General features: G+C 62.4%; 20 protein-coding genes. 6 read left to right on the forward strand and 14 right to left on the reverse strand.

What is annotated here, in order from left to right; all coding sequences use genetic code 11:
- Nucleotides 1-207: 207 nt before the first annotated feature.
- Entirely contained in the window at nt 208-4,575 is a 4,368-nt protein-coding gene (locus ACOYYX_RS40000) for a patatin-like phospholipase family protein (protein ID WP_422932017.1), read from the reverse strand.
- A 200-nt stretch (nt 4,576-4,775) separates the two neighbouring features.
- Nucleotides 4,776-4,904 (reverse strand): hypothetical protein, encoded by a 129-nt coding sequence (locus ACOYYX_RS40005; RefSeq protein ID WP_422932018.1) that lies wholly within the window; start codon nt 4,902-4,904, stop codon nt 4,776-4,778.
- A 35-nt stretch (nt 4,905-4,939) separates the two neighbouring features.
- Here ACOYYX_RS40005 and ACOYYX_RS40010 point away from each other — a divergent pair, with 35 nt between their 5' ends.
- Together ACOYYX_RS40010 and ACOYYX_RS40015 are read left to right on the forward strand one after the other, a co-directional pair.
- Nucleotides 4,940-5,092: a hypothetical protein gene (locus ACOYYX_RS40010; RefSeq protein WP_422932019.1), complete on the forward strand. Its 153-nt coding sequence runs from the start codon at nt 4,940-4,942 to the stop codon at nt 5,090-5,092.
- A gap of 22 nt (nt 5,093-5,114) precedes the next feature.
- Nucleotides 5,115-5,378: a hypothetical protein gene (locus tag ACOYYX_RS40015; RefSeq protein ID WP_422932020.1), complete on the forward strand. Its 264-nt coding sequence runs from the start codon at nt 5,115-5,117 to the stop codon at nt 5,376-5,378.
- 268 nt (nt 5,379-5,646) lie between these two features.
- On the opposite strand, the gene ACOYYX_RS40020 is transcribed toward ACOYYX_RS40015, so the two are convergent.
- A complete protein-coding gene (locus tag ACOYYX_RS40020; RefSeq protein WP_422932154.1) occupies nt 5,647-6,051 on the reverse strand; it encodes a PDDEXK nuclease domain-containing protein in 405 nt (134 codons plus the stop codon).
- Between the two features lie 116 nt (nt 6,052-6,167).
- Between ACOYYX_RS40020 and ACOYYX_RS40025 the strand changes: the two genes are divergently transcribed.
- A complete protein-coding gene (locus ACOYYX_RS40025) occupies nt 6,168-7,325 on the forward strand; it encodes a tyrosine-type recombinase/integrase (protein WP_422932021.1) in 1,158 nt (385 codons plus the stop codon).
- Nucleotides 7,326-7,353: 28 nt separating this feature from the next.
- On the opposite strand, the gene ACOYYX_RS40030 is transcribed toward ACOYYX_RS40025, so the two are convergent.
- The 10 genes from ACOYYX_RS40030 to ACOYYX_RS40075 form a co-directional block, all read right to left on the reverse strand.
- Complete coding sequence (locus tag ACOYYX_RS40030) at nt 7,354-8,922, reverse strand: hypothetical protein (protein WP_422932022.1); 1,569 nt, start codon at nt 8,920-8,922, stop codon at nt 7,354-7,356.
- The gene (locus tag ACOYYX_RS40035; protein ID WP_422932023.1) at nt 8,922-9,239 is read right to left on the reverse strand and encodes a hypothetical protein; all 318 of its coding nucleotides are present in this window, start codon (nt 9,237-9,239) and stop codon (nt 8,922-8,924) included. Before ACOYYX_RS40035 ends, ACOYYX_RS40030 begins: the two co-directional genes overlap by 1 nt.
- Nucleotides 9,236-9,637, reverse strand: a complete 402-nt coding sequence (locus tag ACOYYX_RS40040; protein WP_422932024.1) for a hypothetical protein — start codon at nt 9,635-9,637, stop codon at nt 9,236-9,238. Before ACOYYX_RS40040 ends, ACOYYX_RS40035 begins: the two co-directional genes overlap by 4 nt.
- Before the next feature lie 718 nt (nt 9,638-10,355).
- On the reverse strand, nt 10,356-12,530 hold the full coding sequence (locus ACOYYX_RS40045) for a hypothetical protein (RefSeq protein WP_422932025.1): 2,175 nt from the start codon (nt 12,528-12,530) through the stop codon (nt 10,356-10,358).
- Nucleotides 12,530-13,357: a hypothetical protein gene (locus ACOYYX_RS40050; RefSeq protein ID WP_422932026.1), complete on the reverse strand. Its 828-nt coding sequence runs from the start codon at nt 13,355-13,357 to the stop codon at nt 12,530-12,532. Before ACOYYX_RS40050 ends, ACOYYX_RS40045 begins: the two co-directional genes overlap by 1 nt.
- Before the next feature lie 41 nt (nt 13,358-13,398).
- Nucleotides 13,399-14,082 carry a hypothetical protein gene (locus ACOYYX_RS40055; RefSeq protein WP_422932027.1) on the reverse strand — a complete coding sequence of 228 codons (684 nt, stop codon included), beginning with the start codon at nt 14,080-14,082 and terminating at the stop codon, nt 13,399-13,401.
- 35 nt (nt 14,083-14,117) lie between these two features.
- Nucleotides 14,118-14,495: a hypothetical protein gene (locus ACOYYX_RS40060; protein ID WP_422932028.1), complete on the reverse strand. Its 378-nt coding sequence runs from the start codon at nt 14,493-14,495 to the stop codon at nt 14,118-14,120.
- A gap of 3 nt (nt 14,496-14,498) precedes the next feature.
- On the reverse strand, nt 14,499-15,014 hold the full coding sequence (locus ACOYYX_RS40065; RefSeq protein ID WP_422932029.1) for a hypothetical protein: 516 nt from the start codon (nt 15,012-15,014) through the stop codon (nt 14,499-14,501).
- Nucleotides 15,015-15,019: 5 nt separating this feature from the next.
- Complete coding sequence (locus ACOYYX_RS40070) at nt 15,020-15,424, reverse strand: hypothetical protein (RefSeq protein WP_422932030.1); 405 nt, start codon at nt 15,422-15,424, stop codon at nt 15,020-15,022.
- Between the two features lie 177 nt (nt 15,425-15,601).
- Nucleotides 15,602-15,940: a hypothetical protein gene (locus tag ACOYYX_RS40075; RefSeq protein WP_422932031.1), complete on the reverse strand. Its 339-nt coding sequence runs from the start codon at nt 15,938-15,940 to the stop codon at nt 15,602-15,604.
- 507 nt (nt 15,941-16,447) lie between these two features.
- Between ACOYYX_RS40075 and ACOYYX_RS40080 the strand changes: the two genes are divergently transcribed.
- From ACOYYX_RS40080 to ACOYYX_RS40090, 3 genes are all read left to right on the forward strand, one after another.
- Nucleotides 16,448-16,756: a hypothetical protein gene (locus tag ACOYYX_RS40080; RefSeq protein WP_422932032.1), complete on the forward strand. Its 309-nt coding sequence runs from the start codon at nt 16,448-16,450 to the stop codon at nt 16,754-16,756.
- Entirely contained in the window at nt 16,753-17,250 is a 498-nt protein-coding gene (locus ACOYYX_RS40085) for a hypothetical protein (protein WP_422932033.1), read from the forward strand. Before ACOYYX_RS40080 ends, ACOYYX_RS40085 begins: the two co-directional genes overlap by 4 nt.
- A 126-nt stretch (nt 17,251-17,376) precedes the next feature.
- Nucleotides 17,377-18,048 carry a hypothetical protein gene (locus tag ACOYYX_RS40090; protein ID WP_422932034.1) on the forward strand — a complete coding sequence of 224 codons (672 nt, stop codon included), beginning with the start codon at nt 17,377-17,379 and terminating at the stop codon, nt 18,046-18,048.
- Between the two features lie 214 nt (nt 18,049-18,262).
- Here ACOYYX_RS40090 and ACOYYX_RS40095 read toward each other — a convergent pair whose 3' ends face one another.
- Nucleotides 18,263-20,572: a hypothetical protein gene (locus tag ACOYYX_RS40095; RefSeq protein ID WP_422932035.1), complete on the reverse strand. Its 2,310-nt coding sequence runs from the start codon at nt 20,570-20,572 to the stop codon at nt 18,263-18,265.
- Nucleotides 20,573-20,616: the final 44 nt, after the last annotated feature.

Below are 20,616 nucleotides of genomic sequence, written 5' to 3' on the forward strand. Positions count from 1 at the left end.
TTTCGACGCTCCCCGGCGGTCCGTCCATCCTGAAATCCCCGAATCCCCGCGAGTCACCGCAACCCCTCGCCCGCAAGTAGGATGACGCCGCCGAGGCCCGACACGTTGATCGAATCGGGAGCGACGCCATCCTGTTCAAGGTCTGGAGACTCCTCGACCGGGGCACTCGACGAACGATTCCACCGGCCCTGCCGCTTCACGACGACATCATCCGAGGGATCGGTGGAGACGCACGGAGCGATGCGCGTCAGATGGGGCTTTCGGATACTTCTCGAAATCGTAAAGGGTGAAGAATTTCTTCCACATGGACCTAACGGGCTCCTCATCGACGCGCGGGTAGCGGACATGAAGTTGGGCGGGTCGCTCTATAGCGAGCTGCGCCTCGATCTTCTTGAAGTGCTTCTCCATCACGTAGCTGCCGAGCCCGATGCCGCGATGGGATCGCCGTATCCACACGAGCAATTCGTTTTCGGGATCGTCCTTCTCCCCCTTCGCGGGGTGAACCGATGGCCCCTTGAAGACGACGATTATCCCCCGGCAGTCGCCGACCTTCGGCTCGACCGTCGCCCGGGGCCTGGGTTCCTGGAGGATCCCCCAGACGGCCTTCCCTTTGGCGTTACCCGGCCCCGGTGCATCGACCGCGCGGTCGATCATGCCCTGGAGCCCGAGTCTGAGCGTCCCGCCAACGTCCGTCGCCTCGTCGCTCTCGTCCTTCGCCCCGTGAGCCCGATCGGTGATCGTATTGGGCCACTCGCGATCGAATTCCGCGATCAGGGATTCCTGCTCGGCCTTCGAGATGTGTCCTTCGGACCAGGGCAGGATCTCGGGCATGGAGGGGGTGAGGCCCAGCCTCGACTCGACGAAGCGGGAGAATTCCGTGCTGAACTCCGGACGCAAGGTCGGCCAGTTCCGGTGGAATGCGTCGGTCGCCGTCCACCGGCGGAAGACGCTCCACCAGCCGTGGCTGATCAACTCGTCGGGGTGCGACTTGAGGTCCAGGCCCAGCCACGCATTCTCGATCGCTTGTAACATCTGTGCGACGGCGAGGAGCTCGACCCGTCGCCCGTCCGCATCGACGACCCTGGACTTGGTGGCCGACACCGGAGCATGTCCCGGCCCGGGCTCGCCATCGGCGCCGTTGGGCAACTCGGGATAGACCTGGTGGGTCAGGTCGCGCAGCGTGGGGTCCTCGCGAAGTGCTTGCTGGATCGCGGAGTAGCTCTTCGTCGATTCCAGGAATCTCTGATCACGGATGGGTATCGACTCGGCCCATCTACGGCGAATTGCGGCGAAGAGGCGATTGTTGCCGAGTCGGAATTCGGTGTCGTAGTCCGGCTCGGCCCAGAGCTTCTCGGTACGCTCCGCGTCGGCCTTCGCGTCCTCGAACACGACGCGAGCGACGTGGTCGCCCAGGACGCGATAGCTCTCGAATTGGGATTCGTCGAAGAACTGGTTCCCGGTGGTCGTATACGGGAAGGCGCGGTTGACGGCGGCGTAGTTGCGAACGTCGGGGGGCTCGTCCCCGGTCATGGACGCGCGGATGTAGACGAGCACGCCGGGGCTCTGCCCGTTGTCGACGTCGTCGTATCGTATGCTCCCGATCACCACGTGGGAACGGCACAGCCGCGAGGCGTCTCCGTCGAGCTGGAGCGGGGACGTGTCGATCTCGATGCGAATGCCGAGGTCGATCCTGGCCAGGCGGATCAGATTCGAGAGGTTGCCGTCGGCGGCGCCCCGGTCCGTCGTGGCGTCGCACGCGATGACATAGCGGCAACGGCGTCGGATCAACTCGTAGACGCCGGTGTTCTCGAAATGACCGCCGTCGCTGAGGTGGACGTACTCCCCCCGGTTGTCGGTGGAGCCGAAGAGCTCCGAGATGAGCAGCATGCCGTAATGCGGGCTCTTGCCTTTCCAGGGCTCGGGCGATTCATAGGGATTACGAGCCCTCAGCACGTCGGGACGCTCGGACGGCCTCGGGTTCTCGATCCAGTAGCCGAGCCTCGCGTTGAAGATCGTGAGGAAGGCCGTCAACGCGGGGGACTGGTGATAATTCATGTTGGGGTCGACGGCCGCGCCTGATATGGCGATGGCACGCCCGATCGTCAAGTCCTTGTCGACCATCTCGGGGACGACTCGCGCGTAGCCGGTCCCCTTCGATCCGCAATGGGTCGGGGATAGGACGAAGGATTCGGATTTCCGGTCGGCCCAGGCAAGCTCCTCGGTATCGATGAGGTTGAGCGAGGTGTTGATGAGGAGTTGAGGCCCGCGATACTCCTTGCCGTGGAAGACATTCCCGATTCGGAAAGTCGAGAGGGGCAGATCATCCTTCGCGTCGAAGCCGGTCACCGGGTTCGGGCGCCTGTCGGGCTCCCGAAAGTCGCTCGGGCCGGAACCGACATGGGTCGGCGCCCCTCCCCCTTCACGCCGATCTCTGCCTCTGCCCCAACGCCTCTCCCATCGCGGCATCCTGCGCGAGGCCCCGAGGTAGCAGCGCACGAGGCGGTTGGCGTACATCGCGTTGAGCGAGAAGAGATTGACGTCCACGAACCGCGACACGAATTTGAAGACGAAGGCGAGAACAACGGCGGAACTCACGATCGGGACGAGTTTCGCTCCGTTGATGCGATCGAAGTAATTGGGATGGATGTCGATTGACAGGCTTTGGGGCGCAGTCCGTGGAGGCCCGAAGATCATGCGGAGCAGGTCCGAGAGCCCGGTCTCGAGCGCAGGCCGTAGCAATTCGAAGGACATGCTGAGCAGGGCGAAGAGGCCGATGAGGAAGACGAGAGGCGCGATGGTTGCGACCGTCTCCAGCGAGACATTTCCGTGTCCTGAACCTGTCTGTCGACTCTTGCCGGCGAGAATCCCGGCGAACGTCGTCCCCAGCCATGATGAGATCAGACTCGCCCATATGCCCGTCTGGAGAGACGGGCTCTTGACGTAGACCGGCAGCATGTACAGGAGTGCGGGGAGGTAGATGATCGTCCCGAAGATCGCGAGCCAGCCGAGGGCGACGATGAGCAGGTGGGCGTTGAGATACGCCCACCACTCGCGCTCGTCTTCATTCATCGAGTGGCCGAGGAGCGCGACATGGACATTGATCGAGGCGACGAGCGACAGCAGGCATGCCGGCGGGGCCAAGGTCGCGAGGAGGTCCGGGCGGCTCGAACAATAGATGTACAGGATTTGCACATTCGCCGCGAGTAATATCCCGCCCGCGATGCCCGTCCCGACGGCGGTGCGCAACAGCACCCAGCTTTGGCGGGCCCGATCGCCCCACCCCTTCGCGATGTAAGCCAAGACCAGGCCGACCGTGAACACGGCCGAGAACGCCGGGACGTAAAGGATCGTCGGGGACTTCGCAGGATCGGGGCCCGGTGCGAGCGGCCCGCGCGTCAGGTGCGAGAGCAGGGTGAGGATGAGCGGGATGAGCACCGCGAAGACAAACATCGTCCATCGCTTCAATCCGATAAACCAGCCCGCCACGGCGGTGCAGGCAAGCACGACCGACAGGACAACCTCCGGGAGAAACTCCGGCCTCCGCAAGTTGGTCCACAAGGGCGACCCTGGCAGCCAGAACCAGCGGAAGAAGTTATGCTCGTTCAAACGACCATGCCTCGCATAACGATCCTCTTCCGGCCAGAGCCACCAACTAATCGACATCAGTGAGAGTGGCAGGAGGACGGACGCGATGAGGAGAGGCAGGACGATCTCGTCGAGCATCTTCTCCTTGTTGACCGGCGCATTGGCTGCGGCCGGATTGCGCAAATCCTCGATGGCGCGATCGTTCGTGATCAGCCCGCGAACGAGGAATGTCCCCCCTATCAGTAGCAAGGGGATCAACAGGAACCAGTTGTTCTGGTCATAGAAGCTGCTCGGCACCGCGAGATTGAACAGATTGTTGAGGGATCGGACCAAGAGGACGATGATCATCGCGGCGGGCAGGAGCATCATGAGGTTGATCGAGATATTCCGGACGTAGGTGGCGACGACGGACCAGGAGTCGGCCGTCAGCAGCCCCGCCCGTGGCGCCAGGTAGCGGCTATAGGCGCGAAGGTGATAGATCGGCTCAGGCTCCTCGTCGACGACGTCGGCATCGGTGAGGAACTCTCGCTCGGCCCTCGCGTTCACGATTCGCCCCTGGGCGAGTTGATCCTCGACGTTGGAGACGCTCCCTTCCCGCCGGATCCAGGCGGCGAGCCAGCTCCCCGCGTAGCCCCCGCCGGAGACCGTCGAGAGGTAATCGATGCGCTTGATGAGGCCGAGCTTCGCGAGCCCCTGGATGATCCCGACCGCAAAGGTCGCGCTCCGGATGCCGCCCCCGGAGAGCGACAGGCCCACGAGATGCTCACGGAGGGCCTTCCTCCGGATGGCCGCGAGCCGTTGGTATTCATCGGGCTCGCTGCTTTCGTGCTCCACGGGAGGACGCAGGCCATCGTCAAGGGCCTCGTCTCCTGCGGACACTCCCGCTTTAGCCTTATGTTCCTTGTGTATGCTTTCGCGCCGAATATCGATCGCCTTAAGCTCGTCCTCCAGGACATCTTCAAAGGCCAGCGTCCGATCCGATTTGTCCATTTCAGTCCTCCATCCGCATTATCTGATTCTGGTGATTTGGCATGTTAGAGAGGTTGATGTTGCGAGGCTCTCATCCTGGGGATCCGCACGAGACTATCGCCGTGGGGATCCCTCTCGTCCGCCGGGACGAGCCGATGGGGTCGGCCTCGGGACATTTCTCGGCCTGCCGGACGACATTTGCCAGGCAAACCTTTCAGCCATCATCGCGTAGCGAGCCGCACCGAGATTCGCGGCTTGGGGCCGTCGTCGGCGAGACGGACCTGCGGCCAGGCAAGGAACTCGCCGAGTACCTGCTCGCTCGCATGGCCGTCCACGAGGAGGGTGACCATTCCGCTTCAGCTCGCGATAGCGCGTGAGGCCGTCCATGCCAGGCATCGCGAGGTCGAGCGGGGCAAGGTCAGTCGTACGGACGATCGCGGGCCGGCTCGAGTGCGGCGACGCCGACTCGGCATTCGTCCGGTTCGGCCTGGAAGTCTGCCAAATTGGTACGGGCGTCGACATCGTCGTCGACGAGTAAGAAGGACATGCGAGGCGGGCTCATGGATCATCCTCTAAGCGTACCGACCTCGATTCCGGCGGAATGTGACGCGGATTTCAAGGATTGCACCGTCCATCGCGAAAGCCTGCCTCCGTATCGAGCCAGCCCGCGATCGAGCGATGTGGTGCATTTCGCCGCTCAAGGAGCACCTGCAATGCAGGATCGAATTAACGATTACAAGAATTTAATTAAACCAAGATCTGTCACGGTAGCCATTAAAATAAATGCGATCTTCGACGAGATAAAGCGGAATATTGTCGGATGAGCTTGATTCGCCTCGAAAGCCAGGCTCATCAAGGCAATGAGGGATCTCTCGAGTGAATACACGGGGAATTCACGGCAATGGTTGAGGATGGAGACCCGAAGGGGCAAGGTGGTCGTTGGGCCTTACCATGTCTGATAACGGGCGACGCCAAGAACCGACGCAACCCCTTGGAGTGTATGCTGATCCCCTGCCCGATAACGTCCCATAATGGCGGTTATGTTCGATTAGGTTCGTTTGCAATGCGTGGAATGGTTGAGAGGCGTTACGGTCACTCCTCCGAGCCGGTCAACACCTTGAGCCTGCTCTTGGCGACGCCGGCCGCTTCGGCGTCGGGGTATTCCTTGAGGAAGGCGCGATAGGCCTCGACGGCCTCGGCCGCCTTGCCCTGCGTATCGATGAGCCTGGCCGCGCGGTAGGCGTTCGAGGCCCCGGGATCGGCGTCCAGGCTCCGGGTCAGTTCGATCTCGCGGCGCTCGCGTTGCAGCTCGGCGGCCAGCTCCGCTTCCGTGGGCAGGTGGAGCTTGTAGCGCGTGGCGAAGATCTGGCGATTGCCCTCGGGCAGCGCATAGCGGACGACCGCCTCGCTCTTGTCCGTGCAGAGAACGATCCCGATGGGCGGGTTCTCGTCCGGGGCCGTCAGCTCGCGCTGATAGTAGTTGACGTTTACTTGTATCGCATTTCAAAGGAGTTCACGCAAGTCTATGAAGGGGCATTCCTTCCGAATTCGCCTGTTGGTATAATGACGTACAGCTGAACCCGGTAGCCTACCGGAATAGACCGGAGAGGATCATGCCCCGCAAGCCGACGGTCCCATCGTACAGATTGCACAAGCCCTCGGGTCAGGCGGTGGTCACGCTGAGCGGCAAGGACCATTACCTCGGCGTCCACGGCTCGGAGAAGAGCCTCCTGGAATACGACCGCCTGGTCACGCTCTGGACGCTAGCGGGCCGCAAGCTGTGCGACAGGCCGAGCGACCTGACCGTCTCCGAGATGATCGTCAGGTTCGTCGAAGGCTACGCCGAGCGGTGGTATCGCAAGAACGGCCGGTACACGTCGTCGATGTCCAGGATCAGGGCGGTGAGCCGGAGCCTCAACCGCCTGTACGGCAATCACCCCGCCCGGGAATTCCGGCCCTCGGACCTCAAGACGATGCGTGCCTATTGGGAGCAGGCCGGGCACGCCAGGGGCACCGTCAACGACGCCGTCTTCTGGGTCCGCAAGATGTTCGCGTGGGCGGCCGAGGAGGAGCTGATACCGGGCTCGGTGCTCGCCGACCTCAAGGCCGTCAAGAACCTCGCCAAGGGACGCACGACGGCCCCGGATTACGACTCGGTGACGCCGGTGCCCGAGGACTTGCTGGAGGCGACGCTGGCCCACCTCAGGCCGATGGTCGCCGCGTTGGTCAGGCTGCAGCTCGCCACCGGCATGAGGCCAGGCGAGGCCTGCATGATGCGGCCCTGCGACATCGATCGATCTGGGGAGGTGTGGAGATACATTCCCAGGGAACATAAGACCGAGCACAAGGGCAAGGAGCGGGTCGTCCTGCTCGGGCCCGAGGCCAGGGCGATCCTGGGCCCGCTCCTGGAGTCCACCCGCGAGAGGTCGGCGATATTCACCAAGGCCCGACGGCCAAAAGACCAGATCGACGTCACGCTGTATGGCCGGGAGATCGACGCGGCCTGTGCCAAGGCCAGGCCGCACCCGACACTCGGCAGCATCAGGCCCAAGGACAGGACCGCCGAGCAGGCCAACGAGTACAAGCGGTGGATGATGGAGAACGGGTGGAATCCCAACCAGCTCCGGCACAACGCCGCCACGCGGCTCCGCAAGCAGTTCGGCATCGAGACCGCCCGCATCATCCTCGGCCACTCGTCCGCCTTCACCACCGAGATCTACGCCGAGGCCGACGTCGAGAAGGCCATGCTCGCCATCGGCCAGGCCGGATGATCCAAGAGCGCCGATCGGCGCTCTTGGATCACGGTGCATACAGCGAGAACGGCTGGGGGCCGCACGTCGGCCCGGGGATCGTGCCTCCCCTCCCGATGGAGGCCGTGATGGTCACGTATCGCGACGATGACTCGTCGCAGGTGATGGAGAGCGTCGCACCGTAGATGCCGCTGCCCGGGTCGACGAGCGTCATCGTCTGCGTGTCCGAGTGGTTGCCGACCGATCCGGTCACCACGATCCCGGCCGGGGCCATGAACCAGGAGATGACCCTGACCGTCAGCGTTCCGACCGGCCACAGGTTGAGCTTGTAGGGTCCGGTCAGGAAGGTGTTGATCGTCTCGTGGCCGGGGACGTATCCCGGCTGCGTGATGTCGATCGTCAGCGGGAACGCGAGGTCGGTCGGGAGGTCCTCGATGCAGGACCTTATCCGTACAAGTGCCTGGGCCGTGGCGCCGCTGCCCGAGGTGGCCGGGAACGTGATCGCGGGCGGCGAGGTGTAGCTGTAGTCGTGGCCGCCGTCCGTGACCGTCACGCTCGCGATCCCGATGGAGGTCGCCGTCACCGTGGCGGTGGCACCGTCGCCGTCGGGGTCATCGATCGTCAGCGTCGGGTTGACGTAGAGCGTCCCGCCCGTCGCCCTGATCTCGGTGAACTTCATCTTCACCTTGACCTTGCCGCCGTTGCCATCCCCCGCATCCGTGAACGTGACGGCCGGGGCACTGCGATAGCCCACGCCCCCGTTCGTAAGGCGGACGTTGACGATGACCCCGTCGACCACGTCGAACTTGCCCTGGGCCGGCGTCGTGGGCGTTCCGCCGCCGACGAAGATCAGGTCGTAATCCACGCCGTCGTCGTAGTCCGAGCCGCTCGCTTGCAGTACCAGCGACGTTATCGTGAGCTTCCATGCGATGCTCGCCCGATTGCCCGTCGTGTAGCCGCCCATCGTGATGACGGGGTCCGTGTAGCCGTCCCCGCCCGCCGTGAGCTTGATCGTCGGGACGCCGCCGGAGAGATTCGCCGTGGCCTTGGCGTCGGCCCCCGGTGTGCCGAAGGCGACTGCGGGCGGGTCGAGCGGGTCGAATCCCGTCCCCTGCGTGACCATGCTCACGGAGAGCACCTTGCCCGTCGTCGCGTCGGATGGCCCGTATACCTCGCCGTCGGGGTCGGTGAGCGTGAAGACGAAGCCTGGCAGAGGGTAGCCGTATCCTGGGTCGAACGGGTCGGCATTGCAGCCGTTCTTCGACTCCAGGCATAGCGACGCCCCCGAGGTCGGCGACTTGTACGACTCGGCCACCCACCGCCCGCCGATGGCCGAGGCCAGGAGGTAGTCGTCCACGACAGGCACCTTGTCGCCGATCGCGATGACGTAGACCCTGCCCGTCAGGGGATCGAAGCCGCCGGGCTGGCCCTCGACCTCGGCACCGCCCGGGTCGATCACCTTGCAGCAGTAATACTTCTTCATCTCCGTCGGCAGGCTGCCGCAGTCCTGGACCTGCACGAGCATCTGGCCGCCCTTGCGGGGCTCGTACCGCGTCCGGTCGACGGCGATGGCGAGGTCCGAGTGACGCTCGCGGAGTATGCGTTCTTCGTCCCTCATCAGAATTTGAACACCCAGCGGCCGTTGAGGGGATAGGCGACGGCCAATGTCCCCACGGGAGGGACCTTGGCCCCGACGTTCAGGGCGTAGAACTTGGCGGTGCCGGCGGTGAGCGTGGCGCCGCCGCCCTCGACCTCGGCACCGCCAGGGTCGACCTGGACGACGGCATAGTAGCCCCGGGCGGTCGTCGGGTAGGTGCTCTGCACCGTCGTCTGGACCAGGATCGACGACGACCGGGACGGGTCGGGGAGCATCTGATCGACCGTGGACGCGAGGTCCGTGTGACGCTCGCGTATCGTGCGGGGTTCGTTCCTCACCAGGGTGGTCCATCGGGTGGAGCGGTGCCGACGCACGGCTCGGACATCGGTATATTCGCCCGCAACCGTAGCCATGACTCGGCAGCTCGCAATTCCTGATCGAACAACGACGAACTGGCACCGAGGCCGAGCTCGATCATCTTCTCGCACAGGACGTCGAGGATCATCTCGGCCGCCTTCTGCCGGGCCTTTAGACGCTTGGGATCTTCGAGCGTCCTCTGAAGCCTCTCCGAAGCGCCTGGGACGGCATAGGCCTTCCTCTCGGCTTCCGCCCGCTCCTGCCTACGCTTCTTCGCCCGACGGCCCTTGCGAGACGAGCGTTCCCGGTCGGCCTGGCCATAGCCCAAGGGTTCCGTCGTGCCGGACCAGTCTTTATTCCTCAAGCCAACTGGAGGCATGATACTCTTTAGCCCCGCATATAAGTAGCCTTGAGTATTTCAGGGCGTACCCCGGGCATTCCCTTGTGATTTTAGGGTTAATGTCCTGCCCTGCGTCCCCAGCCTCAGCTTTTCGTCGGCTACCTTCGTTCTTACTTCCGAGATGTTTTATTCGATTCAGCCCACGCCGGAGCGAAGGCCTATTATCACGTGTCGACCAGGACGTATGCCCGTAAACCCCTCGCGGCGAACCGCGTGGAGTGGTGGATCAAGTACCACCCCGTTGCCTGGGAAACCACGGCGTACCGTGGGAACATCTCTTTGGAACTACGGATTCGGCCACCCTCGTATTGGCCTCGCCTCACCGGGGGAGGTTTTAACCCCGTGCGATCTTGGACAGGTATCCTTTTGGGTCCGGAAAGCGACCAGCGACGGAGACCGCAACTGGCCACTGCAAGGTTCCTGTAAACACAACCGGGTCGCTCTCGCGACAAGCTGGGGACGATCCCTCTTCGATAGATTTTATAGCGATTCGCCGCCAAGTCTATGACTATCAGTCGTGAAATCGTTGTGTTTCGGTCGCGGCCCAGTATAATGGCTATCGAGTGCTGGGCATGATCCCTCGTCTGCATCAGCACAGAAGGCCCGTCAGAGCTTCCCTGCCTCTGACGGGCCTTCGCCATTTCACGCATCCCCAGATCGACCATTGAATCCAAGAGCGCCGATCGGCGCTCTTGCCCTACGCCCGCTCGACCTCGGGCAGGCGGTCGCTGAACGATATCCGCGTCTCCTGGCGGCCGCCGTCGAAGTTGTAGGAGATGCCGATGATGTAGGGGTACATCGGGGCCTCGCCCTGGTTCGTCCCCAGGTTGGTCTGGAAGCTGGCACCACGCCCGTCGATGAGCTCGAGCCGGTCGCCGATGTCGTACGAGTTGGTGAGCCAGGGTATCGTCGCCGTGCCCGCCAGCGGCGGGAACTCGTGGGCGGCACGCAGGGCCTCCGCGTGGGCGTCCGCCTTCTTCGTGTCGTCCTGGGCTACGACCGGCTTCTTCTTCTTGTTGTAGGGAGAGCTCTCGTCGACCGTGAGGAACTTGAAGTGATCCTTGCAGTCGATCCGACGCATCACCTTGAAGTCGGTCGGAGAGGCCTCACGCTTCTCCGCGTTGGAGATCATCATCAGATCCCCGGGTATCCGGGACACGAGCATCAAGTAGAACCGCTTCGTGTTCTGGTCGGAGCCGGACGGGTTCGACTGGCTCGTCACGCCACGCAGGGACGTGCCGCTGTTCTGGGCCGTGATGCCCGGGTCCGGCTTGCCGATGCTCCAGTCCTCGGGGTCGGCCGCCGTGCAGCGGATGCCGATCCGGTCGTCCATCAGCTTCCACCCGCCGTCGACCGTCTGCCAGGTCCCAGTCCCGTCCCAGACCGCCGGGCAGTCGCCCGCGTAGTCCCGCGAGACCATGAGGACCGCCTTGAGCGGCTGGCCGTCCGAGTCCTTCGAGATGAGCGTCCCCTCGGGCTTGCGGAGCCGGTGGACGTACTGAGGCAGCTTCTTGCCGCTGCCGTCGCCCGCGTCCTCGGGCTCGCCCAGGACGTCGTCGAGGTCGAGTGCCGTCTTCGTCACCCAGGCGTTCGTGTCGTAGTCCCAGTGCCCGTCCCCGGCCTCGTCGCCGACGTAGTCGCGGTACTTCGCCCGGTCGTCGCCCGAGGCGTTCGTGAGGGCCGAGGAGAGGTACTTCTTGCGGTTGGCGTCCGACTCGTCCCCGGCCGCGATCTTGAACCCGGGGGCGAGCACGATCCCGCACTCGTACTCCTTGGGGTCGGTCTCGATGTAATACTCGTTGGCGACCTTGTTCAGGTCGCGGGACATGCTCAATTCCTGGACGTTGGACTTGCCGGGGTCGAGCACGACCGTGATGCCCGGCTTCTGGAGGTAGAGCTTCTTGGGTGCGACGGCGGCCGCCGCGTCCTTGCGGTAGATCTTCATCGTCGTCGCCGGGACGTTGTCCTCGCCCTGGGAGAGCTGCCAGCACATCGCGAAGTTGTGGTACTGGAGCTGGCTGTTGAGGGCGACTGGCCATGTCAGGTTGGTGGCGTCGAAGTCTCGGATCACGATCGGCTCGGCCGTGTACGTCGACGGCGTGGCCGGGTCGTAGAAGTTCCCCTTCTTCGGCTTCCTCGCCAGGAGCAGGCTGTCCAGGGCCCGGAAGTCCGGGTTCTTGACGAACTTCTGGTCGTTCCAGCAGGCGAGCAGGTAGCGGCTCATCGCCCCGAGCGTCCACTCGCCCCTCGGGTCCGGGGTGCGGTCGATGTACGGGTCCAGGAAGAGGGGGAACGAGTCCTTCTGGCCGTTGTTGATGTCCTTGCCGTTGGGCGTCCCGTTGGGCTTGCCGTCCGGGTTGAACCGGGTCGGCAGGTCCGTCTCGATCATATCCTTCTTGTCGGTCGAGTCCGGGTCCTCGGCGTTGCGGTAGACGGCACCGCCGATCGGATTGTCGAAGCATCGGATGGCCACCCCCGAAGCTATGAACGAGACAATCTGAGAGTCCCGGTTTATGTCGATCTGGGGGATCTGTGCGAAGCCGTCGAAGATGATCCGGGGGAACCCGCTCGAGGTGTACCCGGCGACCACCAGCTCGTCGTCGTTCTGGATGACGTACGGCCCCTGGGCCAGGATCGGCCACACCTGCTGGAACTGCGTCGGGTACGGGCTGTTCGGGTTGCTGTCGTCGAAGAGGTACTGGAACCTCGCCGTAGGAGGGTCAGGCCCCTCGTGGCGGTCGATCCCCAGGCAGACGATGTTGGGCAGGGCTATGAACTGGCCCGTGTCCCGGCCGTAGAGGAACACCACGATCGGCACCGCGTCGCCGTCGAGCGGCGTCGGGTACGGGTTGAACGTCGCGTTGGGTGGCATTAGAACCCCTGCCCCAGGATGATGCCCCGATAGTTGCCCGTGCCCCGCTTCTCGATGCGGAACACGTCCTCCTTGTTCGCCGCCGTCGTCAGCGTCGGCGCCGTGCCGCCAGGCCAGCGGATGCCCGGCCACCAAGTCACCGTCCGCGAGCCCGTCGCGTCCTGCTTGAGCGTGATCTCGATCGCCGAGCCCGCCGCGTCGTTGGCGATGGCCAGCGTCCGGTTGCCGCCGAGCGTGACCTGCTGGTCGGGCCCGAGCGTGGGGTCGAACGTGATCGTGGCCGCGTCCTCGAGCGTGACTGGGGCGAGGACCGGCAGGTCGGCGAATCCGAGGGGGCGGAACGTCGGCGCGGCCGAGGCCCCGGAGCCGGGCCCCGCGAGGACGGCGTTGGCCGACTGATTGGCGTAGATGGGGAGCGTGGCACCCATCGACGACATGATCGCCCTGGAGTCCACGACCGACGTCACGGTGCCGGCGTCGGTCGTGACGACCGCGAGCCGGCAGATGGACGTATTGGCAGGGAACCCGGTCGTGTTGGACGTGACCGAGCCCGTCTCATTGGCGTAGACGTAGTTGGTCGAGCTGGCCGCCATCGCCAGCGAGGACACCGCCGCGATCGAGCCGACGGTACCGTCCTGCTTGCGGAACGTGCCCGCACTCACCTTCACGTTGAGCGAGGACGAGGGGACCTCCACCGCGACGACCGCGAGCGACCCGAGGGCCGATCCGTCGACGATGTCCCAGTCCTCGTTGAGGTCGTCGTCCCAGCCACGCTGGTTGTTCGACGGCTTGCCCAGTCCGAGACGCGGCGTGTAGCTGGTCGTCATGATGTGTCCCTAGGCCAAGAGCGCCGATCGGCGCTCTTGGGTCAGCCCGGCGAGGCGAGCCAGTTGAGGGTGACCTTGTGCGTTGCCGGGTCGTACGCGTACGAGAGCCGCCTGCCCCGGGCGTCGGCGGCCGGCGGCCTGGGGGGTGCCGAAATGGTGACGCTCACCGTGCGGGGGCTCGAGAGCTCGTTGCCGGCCTGGTCGTAGGCGGCTACGGCGAATTGCCAGGTCCCGCTCGAGAGCTCGGGGGTCGTCCACGAGTAGAAGGCGGCCGACCGTCCGTAGCCGCCGTGCCCGTATCCCCCCATGCCGTAGCCGTCGGTGACGAGGCCCCCGGGATAGGCCGGGATGTCGTCGAGGAGGGTCGAATAGTCGACGACGCCGCCCGGTGCCGCCGAGCCGTAGACGTGGAACCCGGCGATGTCGGAGGCGAGGTACGTCCCCCCCTCCCAGTCGAGGTCACGCGTGTTGGCGTCGAGGGCCGGCAGCGAGACCGAGAAGTCGGTCGCCGCCTCCTCGGTGCCGCAGGTGCCCACGCTGACGCGGACCTGCTTGCTCGGCCACGGGAGGTGCGTCGAGGCCTGCGGGCCCCACCACGCGAGGACGTTGTCGACGTAGACCTGATACACGCTGTCGGCCGGGAGCGTGCCGGTCCAGGAGACGAACAGCTCGGCACCGTCCCTGGAGAGGGACACGTCGCCGACGGTGGCTTGGCTGAAGCTCATGGTTCAATCCAAGAGCGCCGATCGGCGCTCTTGCGTCAGGTGAGCCCGTTGAACATCGCCTTGTACGGGAGGTACAGGCCGCGTTGGTCGTGGAGTATCTTCTCGCCCGGCTCGAGCTGGCGCAAGAGGACGTTGGCCCATGCCCTGCCCCGCGTGTCCACCATCGTGCGGGCGATGCCGTCGAGGTACGACAGGAAGTTGCCCTCGTAGGCGTTGAGCGTGTCGAGGTCCTCGGCGGCGAACAGGCCATCCACCAGGAACGTCCGGCCCCGGGTGCCGCCGTAGAGCGACTGGCTGCCCGAGATGCCGAAGAACTGGTTGAGCTGCTCGGCCGTCGGGTTGACGACCATCTTCATCTTCACGGCGTACCCGAACATCGAGTCGCCGCCGTAGCTGGGCGGGAAGAATCCCATGTCTCAGGCGTTCTTCAGGTGTTCGTCGAGGGCCTCGCCCGCGAGCTTCACGCACTCGTCCGCGATGTCCTCGTCCAGTTCGTAGAACGGCCGGTCCTTCGAGAAGAAGTAGGCCTTCTCGATGTCCGTGATCTCCTGGTCCGACTTCGTCAGCGGCACGCCAGTCGCCGCCCGCTGCGGGGCCTGGCCGATGCCGTACTGCATGACGACCTCGTCGGGAGAGACCTGCGGGACACCCAGGAGCGATTGCAGGCTCAACATTTGCCCGGAGCGTAAGCCTGGCTGGTCCGTCTTGTAGCGACGCCGCTTGTAATCCGCGTACTTCGAGGCGTTCGCCGCCCACGTGCCCCCGTCGGCGGACTTGGCGTCGGGCACAGACCGTTCCTGGATTCCCAGGGCGACGGCGTCCGCCATGTCCTTTCCGAGCGAGGCGTTCTGGCCGGGCATGGTGAAGTCGACCGTGGCCACGAGGTCACGCAGCCACTGGCCGATCTCGTCGATATTGGATGAGCTTGCCATAGGTGTCAGCCCAGGACGGCCACGTTTCCGAGGTCGATCACGGTGAGGCGGATATCGAGCTCGTCGCAATACTCGTCGTCGGGGCTCACGGTGTAGAGCTTGCCGTCGATCTGGATGGCCACAGAGGGCCAGGCGTCGCACCCGGCCGGGAGGTCGTCGAGGTCCCCTCCGACTTCGAGCACGCGGTTGATGGTCAGGATCAGGCGGGCCAGCTTGAGCTTGGCCTCCTCGATCTCCTCGGTCACGTCGCCCGCCAGGTGCTCCAGCGACCGCGACGTCTTGATGTCGTCCGCAGCCGAGGCCCTGTCGAGCAGGCGTCGCCGCCGCTCGAGTGCGTCCTGATAGGCCGCCGCGTAGGCCCTCGCCACGATCTTGGGCGAAGTGAACCCCTGTGCAGACTTACGTTGCACGACAGACCGCTCTAAGATAGCCAACGGAGTTGCTCCTGACCTGGAAATGCTCGAGGGCTCCCGGCTCGGGGTGTTACCAGCACCCCGAGCCATCCTCGCCCATGTAATGTGTTCAACCGCCCGCCACCAGCCCTCTTTTGCCACTCCCGCGAAAAATCTTCAAACTCGCCACAATCACTACATCGGTGCTTTGTAGATTTTCTCTTCAGCCCACTTCCAGAATTTCCGGGCCATCTCCGAGCGGCTCTTTCCTACCAACATATCTACCCCGCACCTGTTTACAAGTACAGTACGCCCACACTGTCTCCAGTTGGCTTTTCCGACCCCCTCTATCCGGTAAGGCTTGCCGTTCTTGCGTCGGCCCGACTGCCCCTTGACGTGGTAGCTGTGCCCCGACAGCTCCAGCTCCCTGCAAACATCTTTACTGACGAGCCAGACGCCGGACTTGTACCGCTTGCCGTGTACGGTGAAGACGTCGTTGCTGAACTTCTCGAATGAGGTCGCCGAGGTGGGCATGATTGGGGTCTCCTGGATGAGGACTGCTTGCGTCCGACATCAGGATCATACGCCTAATGCACTGACGAAATCAAGTCGAAAGGCTGACATCTTGCGGGTATTGACGATTTACTCTATGTGCCTTATATTTACGGCATGGGAGGAACTATGAAATCTGACGATAAGCCCGCGAAGAGTAAGCCAAGTCCTGTTGGATTGACGATTCGCATGTCGCCTGAATACCGCGATTGGCTAGACCGTGCCTCGGGTTACTGCCGAATGAACGTGTCCACTTTCTTGGACTTTGCCGCAGAAGAGTTCGCGAAGAGCAAGGGCTTCGAGGAGCCGCCGCCGAAGCGGTAAAGTAGTTTCCTGCTCAATCTGAATGCAATCAAGCATTAAATTTCAACTCTTCGAGAGTAGGACTGCTCTACTAGGGCAATCTCCAAGAGCGCCGATCGGCGCTCTTGGATTTGGCGTCGGGATTGCGGATAATTCGAACCTAAGATGGTTGAAGGGTGTAATTAGATGGCGGATGACAGAGATAAGGACTCTTACGTAGAGTTGGAGCGTCACAGGGAAAACGCGAAAACGATCAGGACCCTGATCATTGCCGCGATGGTCCTCGGCGGCATCTGGATGATTTCCGATGCGGTCGTCAAGGTTACGAAGAAGGAAAATGGCATATCAGATGTCCTGGTTGCCACACTCGGACCTGGCGGCATCGTGACCATCGTCGTAGGTAGCCTCGTGGCGTATTTCCTGAATGAACGCAGAAAGACCCGGAGCCAGCTTGCCGATGAACAGGGCATAGCCCCGCCGGAGGATGAAAAATGAACTCGACCTATTTCATGTTGGTCGCCGGATCGACGGTAGTCTCGCTCGCGGTGGCGTATGCGGGGTGGACCTACCTCCGCGTCATCATGATGAAAAATGACATCCTGAAGACGAAGCTGGAACTCCTGAGGAAGGCCAAGAAATTGGGCCTGAAGGATGACCCGGCTCACATCGCGATGCAGACCAGCCTCGACACCATGTACGAGCACGTTGACCTCTTCGGAACCCAGCTGCTGTTCTACGGGATCGCGAGGAAGGAAAGCGGAAAGTCGCCAATCTTGATTGAATCGATCGACAACGAATTCAACAAGTATCTCGACTACGTCCGGATGTACACTGGCAACAGGATCGTCAGGTACATCCTCTTCCAGACGATCAGCGGTCTCATCCTGTACTCGATGGCGGCGACCATGCCCCTGAGGATGAAGCTCAACCTCGTGCAGAAGTCCTTGGGTTTCATGGACTCCTTCACCGATCGCCTGGCCCACTGCTGAGGCTTTCCGGGAAGAGAAAAGTAGAGCAATCTGTTGACCCGCAAGAGCGCCGATCGGCGCTCTTGCTCATTGATGGCCCCCGCCATCGCCGCTACAATCTCGCCTTTGCTCGCGGGGAGAGGCGGGATGAAGAGCATATGCCCATTCTGTCGCAAGACATACATTAAGGCTGATTTTAAAAGAGTCGATTGCCCCAATTGTAAACATAAAGGACTTGGCGGTTTGCTCGGCAAGCCAGGGACGACCTGGCTGAATGAGACGGGCAAGATCCAGTATCAGATGGTCGTCGATTTTTCTATCGAGTCAGGCGCTTGCATGCCTACGGCAAGTTGCATCGGCTCGTTCTGGCCGATCCCCATTTGCTCCGGATGCACCTGCCTCAATCACCCCATCATGCCTGGCGAGCGATCGCTTCCCTTTCTCGACTTTCAAGCCGAATTCGCCAAGCTCGATTTCGATCGCCAGTGCGAGGCCATCGGGAGGCTGAACGCTCTGGCTTTGAAGTCTGGGCTCTTCTCGTGGGGCGATCTAAGCAGAACCTATCGAGTTTGCGACTTCGAGGGAATTATGGATGCCAAGCGGTTGACCATCGAACAGATGGTCGCCGCAGGGATACCCGAGGCTGATGCGAACGCGGCATGGAAGAAGGTATATACCCCTCAGCGACGGAAGGCGGACGCCGATCGCCAAAAGATCATGAGGAAACTCATGGCTAAAGGCTTGTCGCGAGAAGACATCAAGAAAATGATCAGCATCGAGATCGTAAAACGGATCAAACCGGGAGATTCTAAGTCATGAAGGCATGGAAGATATTGCTTGCTGTACTATTCGTTTTAGGAGTTTTGGTAAACACGATAGGAGTTTTTGAGGCCAGCAGTAGAGCACTTGGTGCAAGTGATGTCATGCGGATCACATGTGCCATTCAGGGGGCCGCTTGCTCCATCTGCTTCTTTCTATGCCTCATTGGTCTTGCCGTGATTATCTTGAGTGGAAATAAGTCATGAATCAATGATTATCTTACTTGCTCTCTCTGGCGGACTTGGACTGGTGGCGGTGTTGGAGGCTTGACTCTTTCGAGAGCCTTATCCATCTTGTCTGCCACCTTGTCGAGCTTGACTGCCGCGTTATCCAATGCATCAGATGTTCTCTTGTCGATATTTTCCCTGCCTGCTAAGACGTCGCCGCCCTTCTCCTGGATCTGCTTGGCGACCCCGTAGAGTTGGTCCTCATTCATGACGTAGGCCTGCTGCTGTAATGGTGTTTCGCCGCGAAGGGCCAGTTTTTGCTCCTTGGGTCGTCCTGTGTCGATACCGAGCCTCTTGGCCTCGCCCTCGATCATCTCGTGGACCTTGGTATCGATCAGTGTGAGAGTGTCGTCACCGCCTCCGGTGATGAACGATCCGATGTTCGCTTTGCCTAACTTGTAGGCCCCTTTCCAGTCGGTGTCGTATTCCCCCGAGACCTTGCCTTCGGCCTTCAGTCGGCTGAAGGCGGCCTTCCTGATGGCCTCCATCGTCTCGACCTTGCCGGCCCCGGTAGCGACGTTAGCCTGATCGGCTTCCAGGTCGGCACGTCGCCTCACGAACAGCGGGTCAGACCTCTGGGTCTCATCGAGCTTGCCCATCGCCTGCTGGAAATTCCTGGGATTGTTCTCGATGCGTTCAAACGTATTCGTGAATGTCTGATCCTTGTTCATCCCGTGGAAGTTCATCAGGGCCATGACGTCTTCCTGGTTCTGATACCCGTGCTTCTGTAGATACGTCAGGGCATTGAACTTCTCTCCCTTGGCCGCCGCGTCGTTCTCCTGGACCGAAAAGTCCTGAGAGATCAGCTTGCCGATCTCGACGGGGGACATCTGGTCGCTCGCCCCCAGCCTCTTGAGATACTCGGCCTGCTTCTCGACGAGTCCTTCGATGTTGGCACCCTTCATCCGGCCCAGCGATCCCACGGTGGCCCTGGTGAACTGCTGGACGTTTTCGGCCGCACCCTCGGGATTGCTCTTGGTGAAGGCCGACATCAGGCCGATCGCTTCCTCGGGGCTCTGGTACACCTTGGACGTGATAAGCGGTGCCAGCTTGATCGCTTGGCGGGTCATAGACGAATGGGAGGCGTTGCCGGGGTCGAACAGGTCGATGATGTGCTGGAGCTTCTCGAAGCCCTCCTCGGCGTTCACCTTCCTCCCGACCAGCGAAGGAATCATGCCGGTCAGCTGACCTAACGACGTGGCGTCGATGTGGCGAGTCGTCTGGAGCTTGCCGGAGTATTCAGTGAGCTTCTTGACTTCGCTCCTGTCGATCAGAGTTCCCACCGAGGATTCGACCGAACCCATCACCGCCGTCCCGAAATCGGTCGCCTCCTGTTGCGTCTGCCCCGTCTTGGCCCGTTGTTCCAAATCCTCCTTCAAGACTTTCGTCGTCCCGCCCTGGAGGCCCTTGAGGGCGGCGAGCTCGAGCAAGCTCTCACGATAACCCTTGACGAATTCCCCGGCCGCGAGGGCACTTTGCCGGGCCTTGTCGAATGCCCCGACGACGAGGTTGACGATCGAAGACAAACTGTCGACGCCGAGCATTTGCACGGCGAACGAACCGACCGCCTTGGCCGCCAGCCCCGTCGCTTCCGTGACCTTGCCCCATCCCTTTGTGGACGAGTCTTGGGCCTTGATCTCCTGGTCGATCCGCTTCTGATTCGCCTTTTGGATGATCGAGTTCCGGGCGGCGAGTACGACCTCTTCCCTGCTTAGTGTCTTCGTTAGCAGCTCTTGCTCGGTCATAGCCGCCCGGGTCGCTGCGGCGATCCGCTGGCGATTCGTCCGTTCGATTCCAGCCGCCTTGGCCTTCTCGGCAATCTCTGAAGCGGTGAGGGTCCTGCCGACTCGATCCTCTTCGGACTGCATGGCCCTGAATGCAGCCTCGATCCGCTTCTGGTTCTCTTGGAGTACGAGCTTGCTCTTGGCCTGCTCGTTGACCTGGCGGTCATTGAGGCTCCTGGCGACGCGTTGATCCTCCGTCATCAACGCCTGCGTCATGGCGGCGACGCGGCGGGCGTTCTGCTCCTCGATCAGCTTAGACTTCGCCTGCTCGACGATCTGGGCATAGGTGAGGGACTTGGACCGGATGCCTCGTTCGGCCTCGGCCGCAGCAACTCCGGACTGGACTCGGCGTTGGTTCTCACGCTCGATGAGGGCGGACTTGACCCGCTCGGAAATCTCCGTGCTATTGAGAAGTTCGGCGATCTGCCTCTTTTGGTTTGCCTGGAATTGAGCGGAGGACTGATCCGCCTTTCGCCGATCCAGGTTCAGATTGATCGTGAGCTGGCGGTCCATTCGTCTTCCTCAGAACATACTCTCGAACGAGGCGTCGTTTGATT

The organism is Singulisphaera chitinilytica, assembly GCF_049331405.1.
Lineage (GTDB): Bacteria > Planctomycetota > Planctomycetia > Isosphaerales > Isosphaeraceae > PoT.

Bases quoted from the DNA above. Each gene is read 5' to 3' on its own strand.
- ACOYYX_RS40045 (WP_422932025.1), bottom strand. From the start codon at position 12,530: ATGCCACCCAACGCGACGTTCAACCCGTACCCGACGCCGCTCGACGGC.
- ACOYYX_RS40080 (WP_422932032.1), top strand. From the start codon at position 16,448: ATGGCGGATGACAGAGATAAGGACTCTTACGTAGAGTTGGAGCGTCAC.
- ACOYYX_RS40000 (WP_422932017.1), bottom strand. From the start codon at position 4,575: ATGGACAAATCGGATCGGACGCTGGCCTTTGAAGATGTCCTGGAGGAC.
- ACOYYX_RS40050 (WP_422932026.1), bottom strand. From the start codon at position 13,357: ATGACGACCAGCTACACGCCGCGTCTCGGACTGGGCAAGCCGTCGAAC.
- ACOYYX_RS40065 (WP_422932029.1), bottom strand. From the start codon at position 15,014: ATGGCAAGCTCATCCAATATCGACGAGATCGGCCAGTGGCTGCGTGAC.
- ACOYYX_RS40015 (WP_422932020.1), top strand. From the start codon at position 5,115: ATGGATCATCCTCTAAGCGTACCGACCTCGATTCCGGCGGAATGTGAC.
- ACOYYX_RS40040 (WP_422932024.1), bottom strand. From the start codon at position 9,637: ATGCCTCCAGTTGGCTTGAGGAATAAAGACTGGTCCGGCACGACGGAA.
- ACOYYX_RS40095 (WP_422932035.1), bottom strand. From the start codon at position 20,572: ATGGACCGCCAGCTCACGATCAATCTGAACCTGGATCGGCGAAAGGCG.
- ACOYYX_RS40090 (WP_422932034.1), top strand. From the start codon at position 17,377: ATGAAGAGCATATGCCCATTCTGTCGCAAGACATACATTAAGGCTGAT.
- ACOYYX_RS40060 (WP_422932028.1), bottom strand. From the start codon at position 14,495: ATGGGATTCTTCCCGCCCAGCTACGGCGGCGACTCGATGTTCGGGTAC.
- ACOYYX_RS40005 (WP_422932018.1), bottom strand. From the start codon at position 4,904: ATGGTCACCCTCCTCGTGGACGGCCATGCGAGCGAGCAGGTACTCGGC.
- ACOYYX_RS40055 (WP_422932027.1), bottom strand. From the start codon at position 14,082: ATGAGCTTCAGCCAAGCCACCGTCGGCGACGTGTCCCTCTCCAGGGAC.
- ACOYYX_RS40075 (WP_422932031.1), bottom strand. From the start codon at position 15,940: ATGCCCACCTCGGCGACCTCATTCGAGAAGTTCAGCAACGACGTCTTC.
- ACOYYX_RS40030 (WP_422932022.1), bottom strand. From the start codon at position 8,922: ATGAGGGACGAAGAACGCATACTCCGCGAGCGTCACTCGGACCTCGCC.
- ACOYYX_RS40010 (WP_422932019.1), top strand. From the start codon at position 4,940: ATGCCAGGCATCGCGAGGTCGAGCGGGGCAAGGTCAGTCGTACGGACG.
- ACOYYX_RS40085 (WP_422932033.1), top strand. From the start codon at position 16,753: ATGAACTCGACCTATTTCATGTTGGTCGCCGGATCGACGGTAGTCTCG.
- ACOYYX_RS40025 (WP_422932021.1), top strand. From the start codon at position 6,168: ATGCCCCGCAAGCCGACGGTCCCATCGTACAGATTGCACAAGCCCTCG.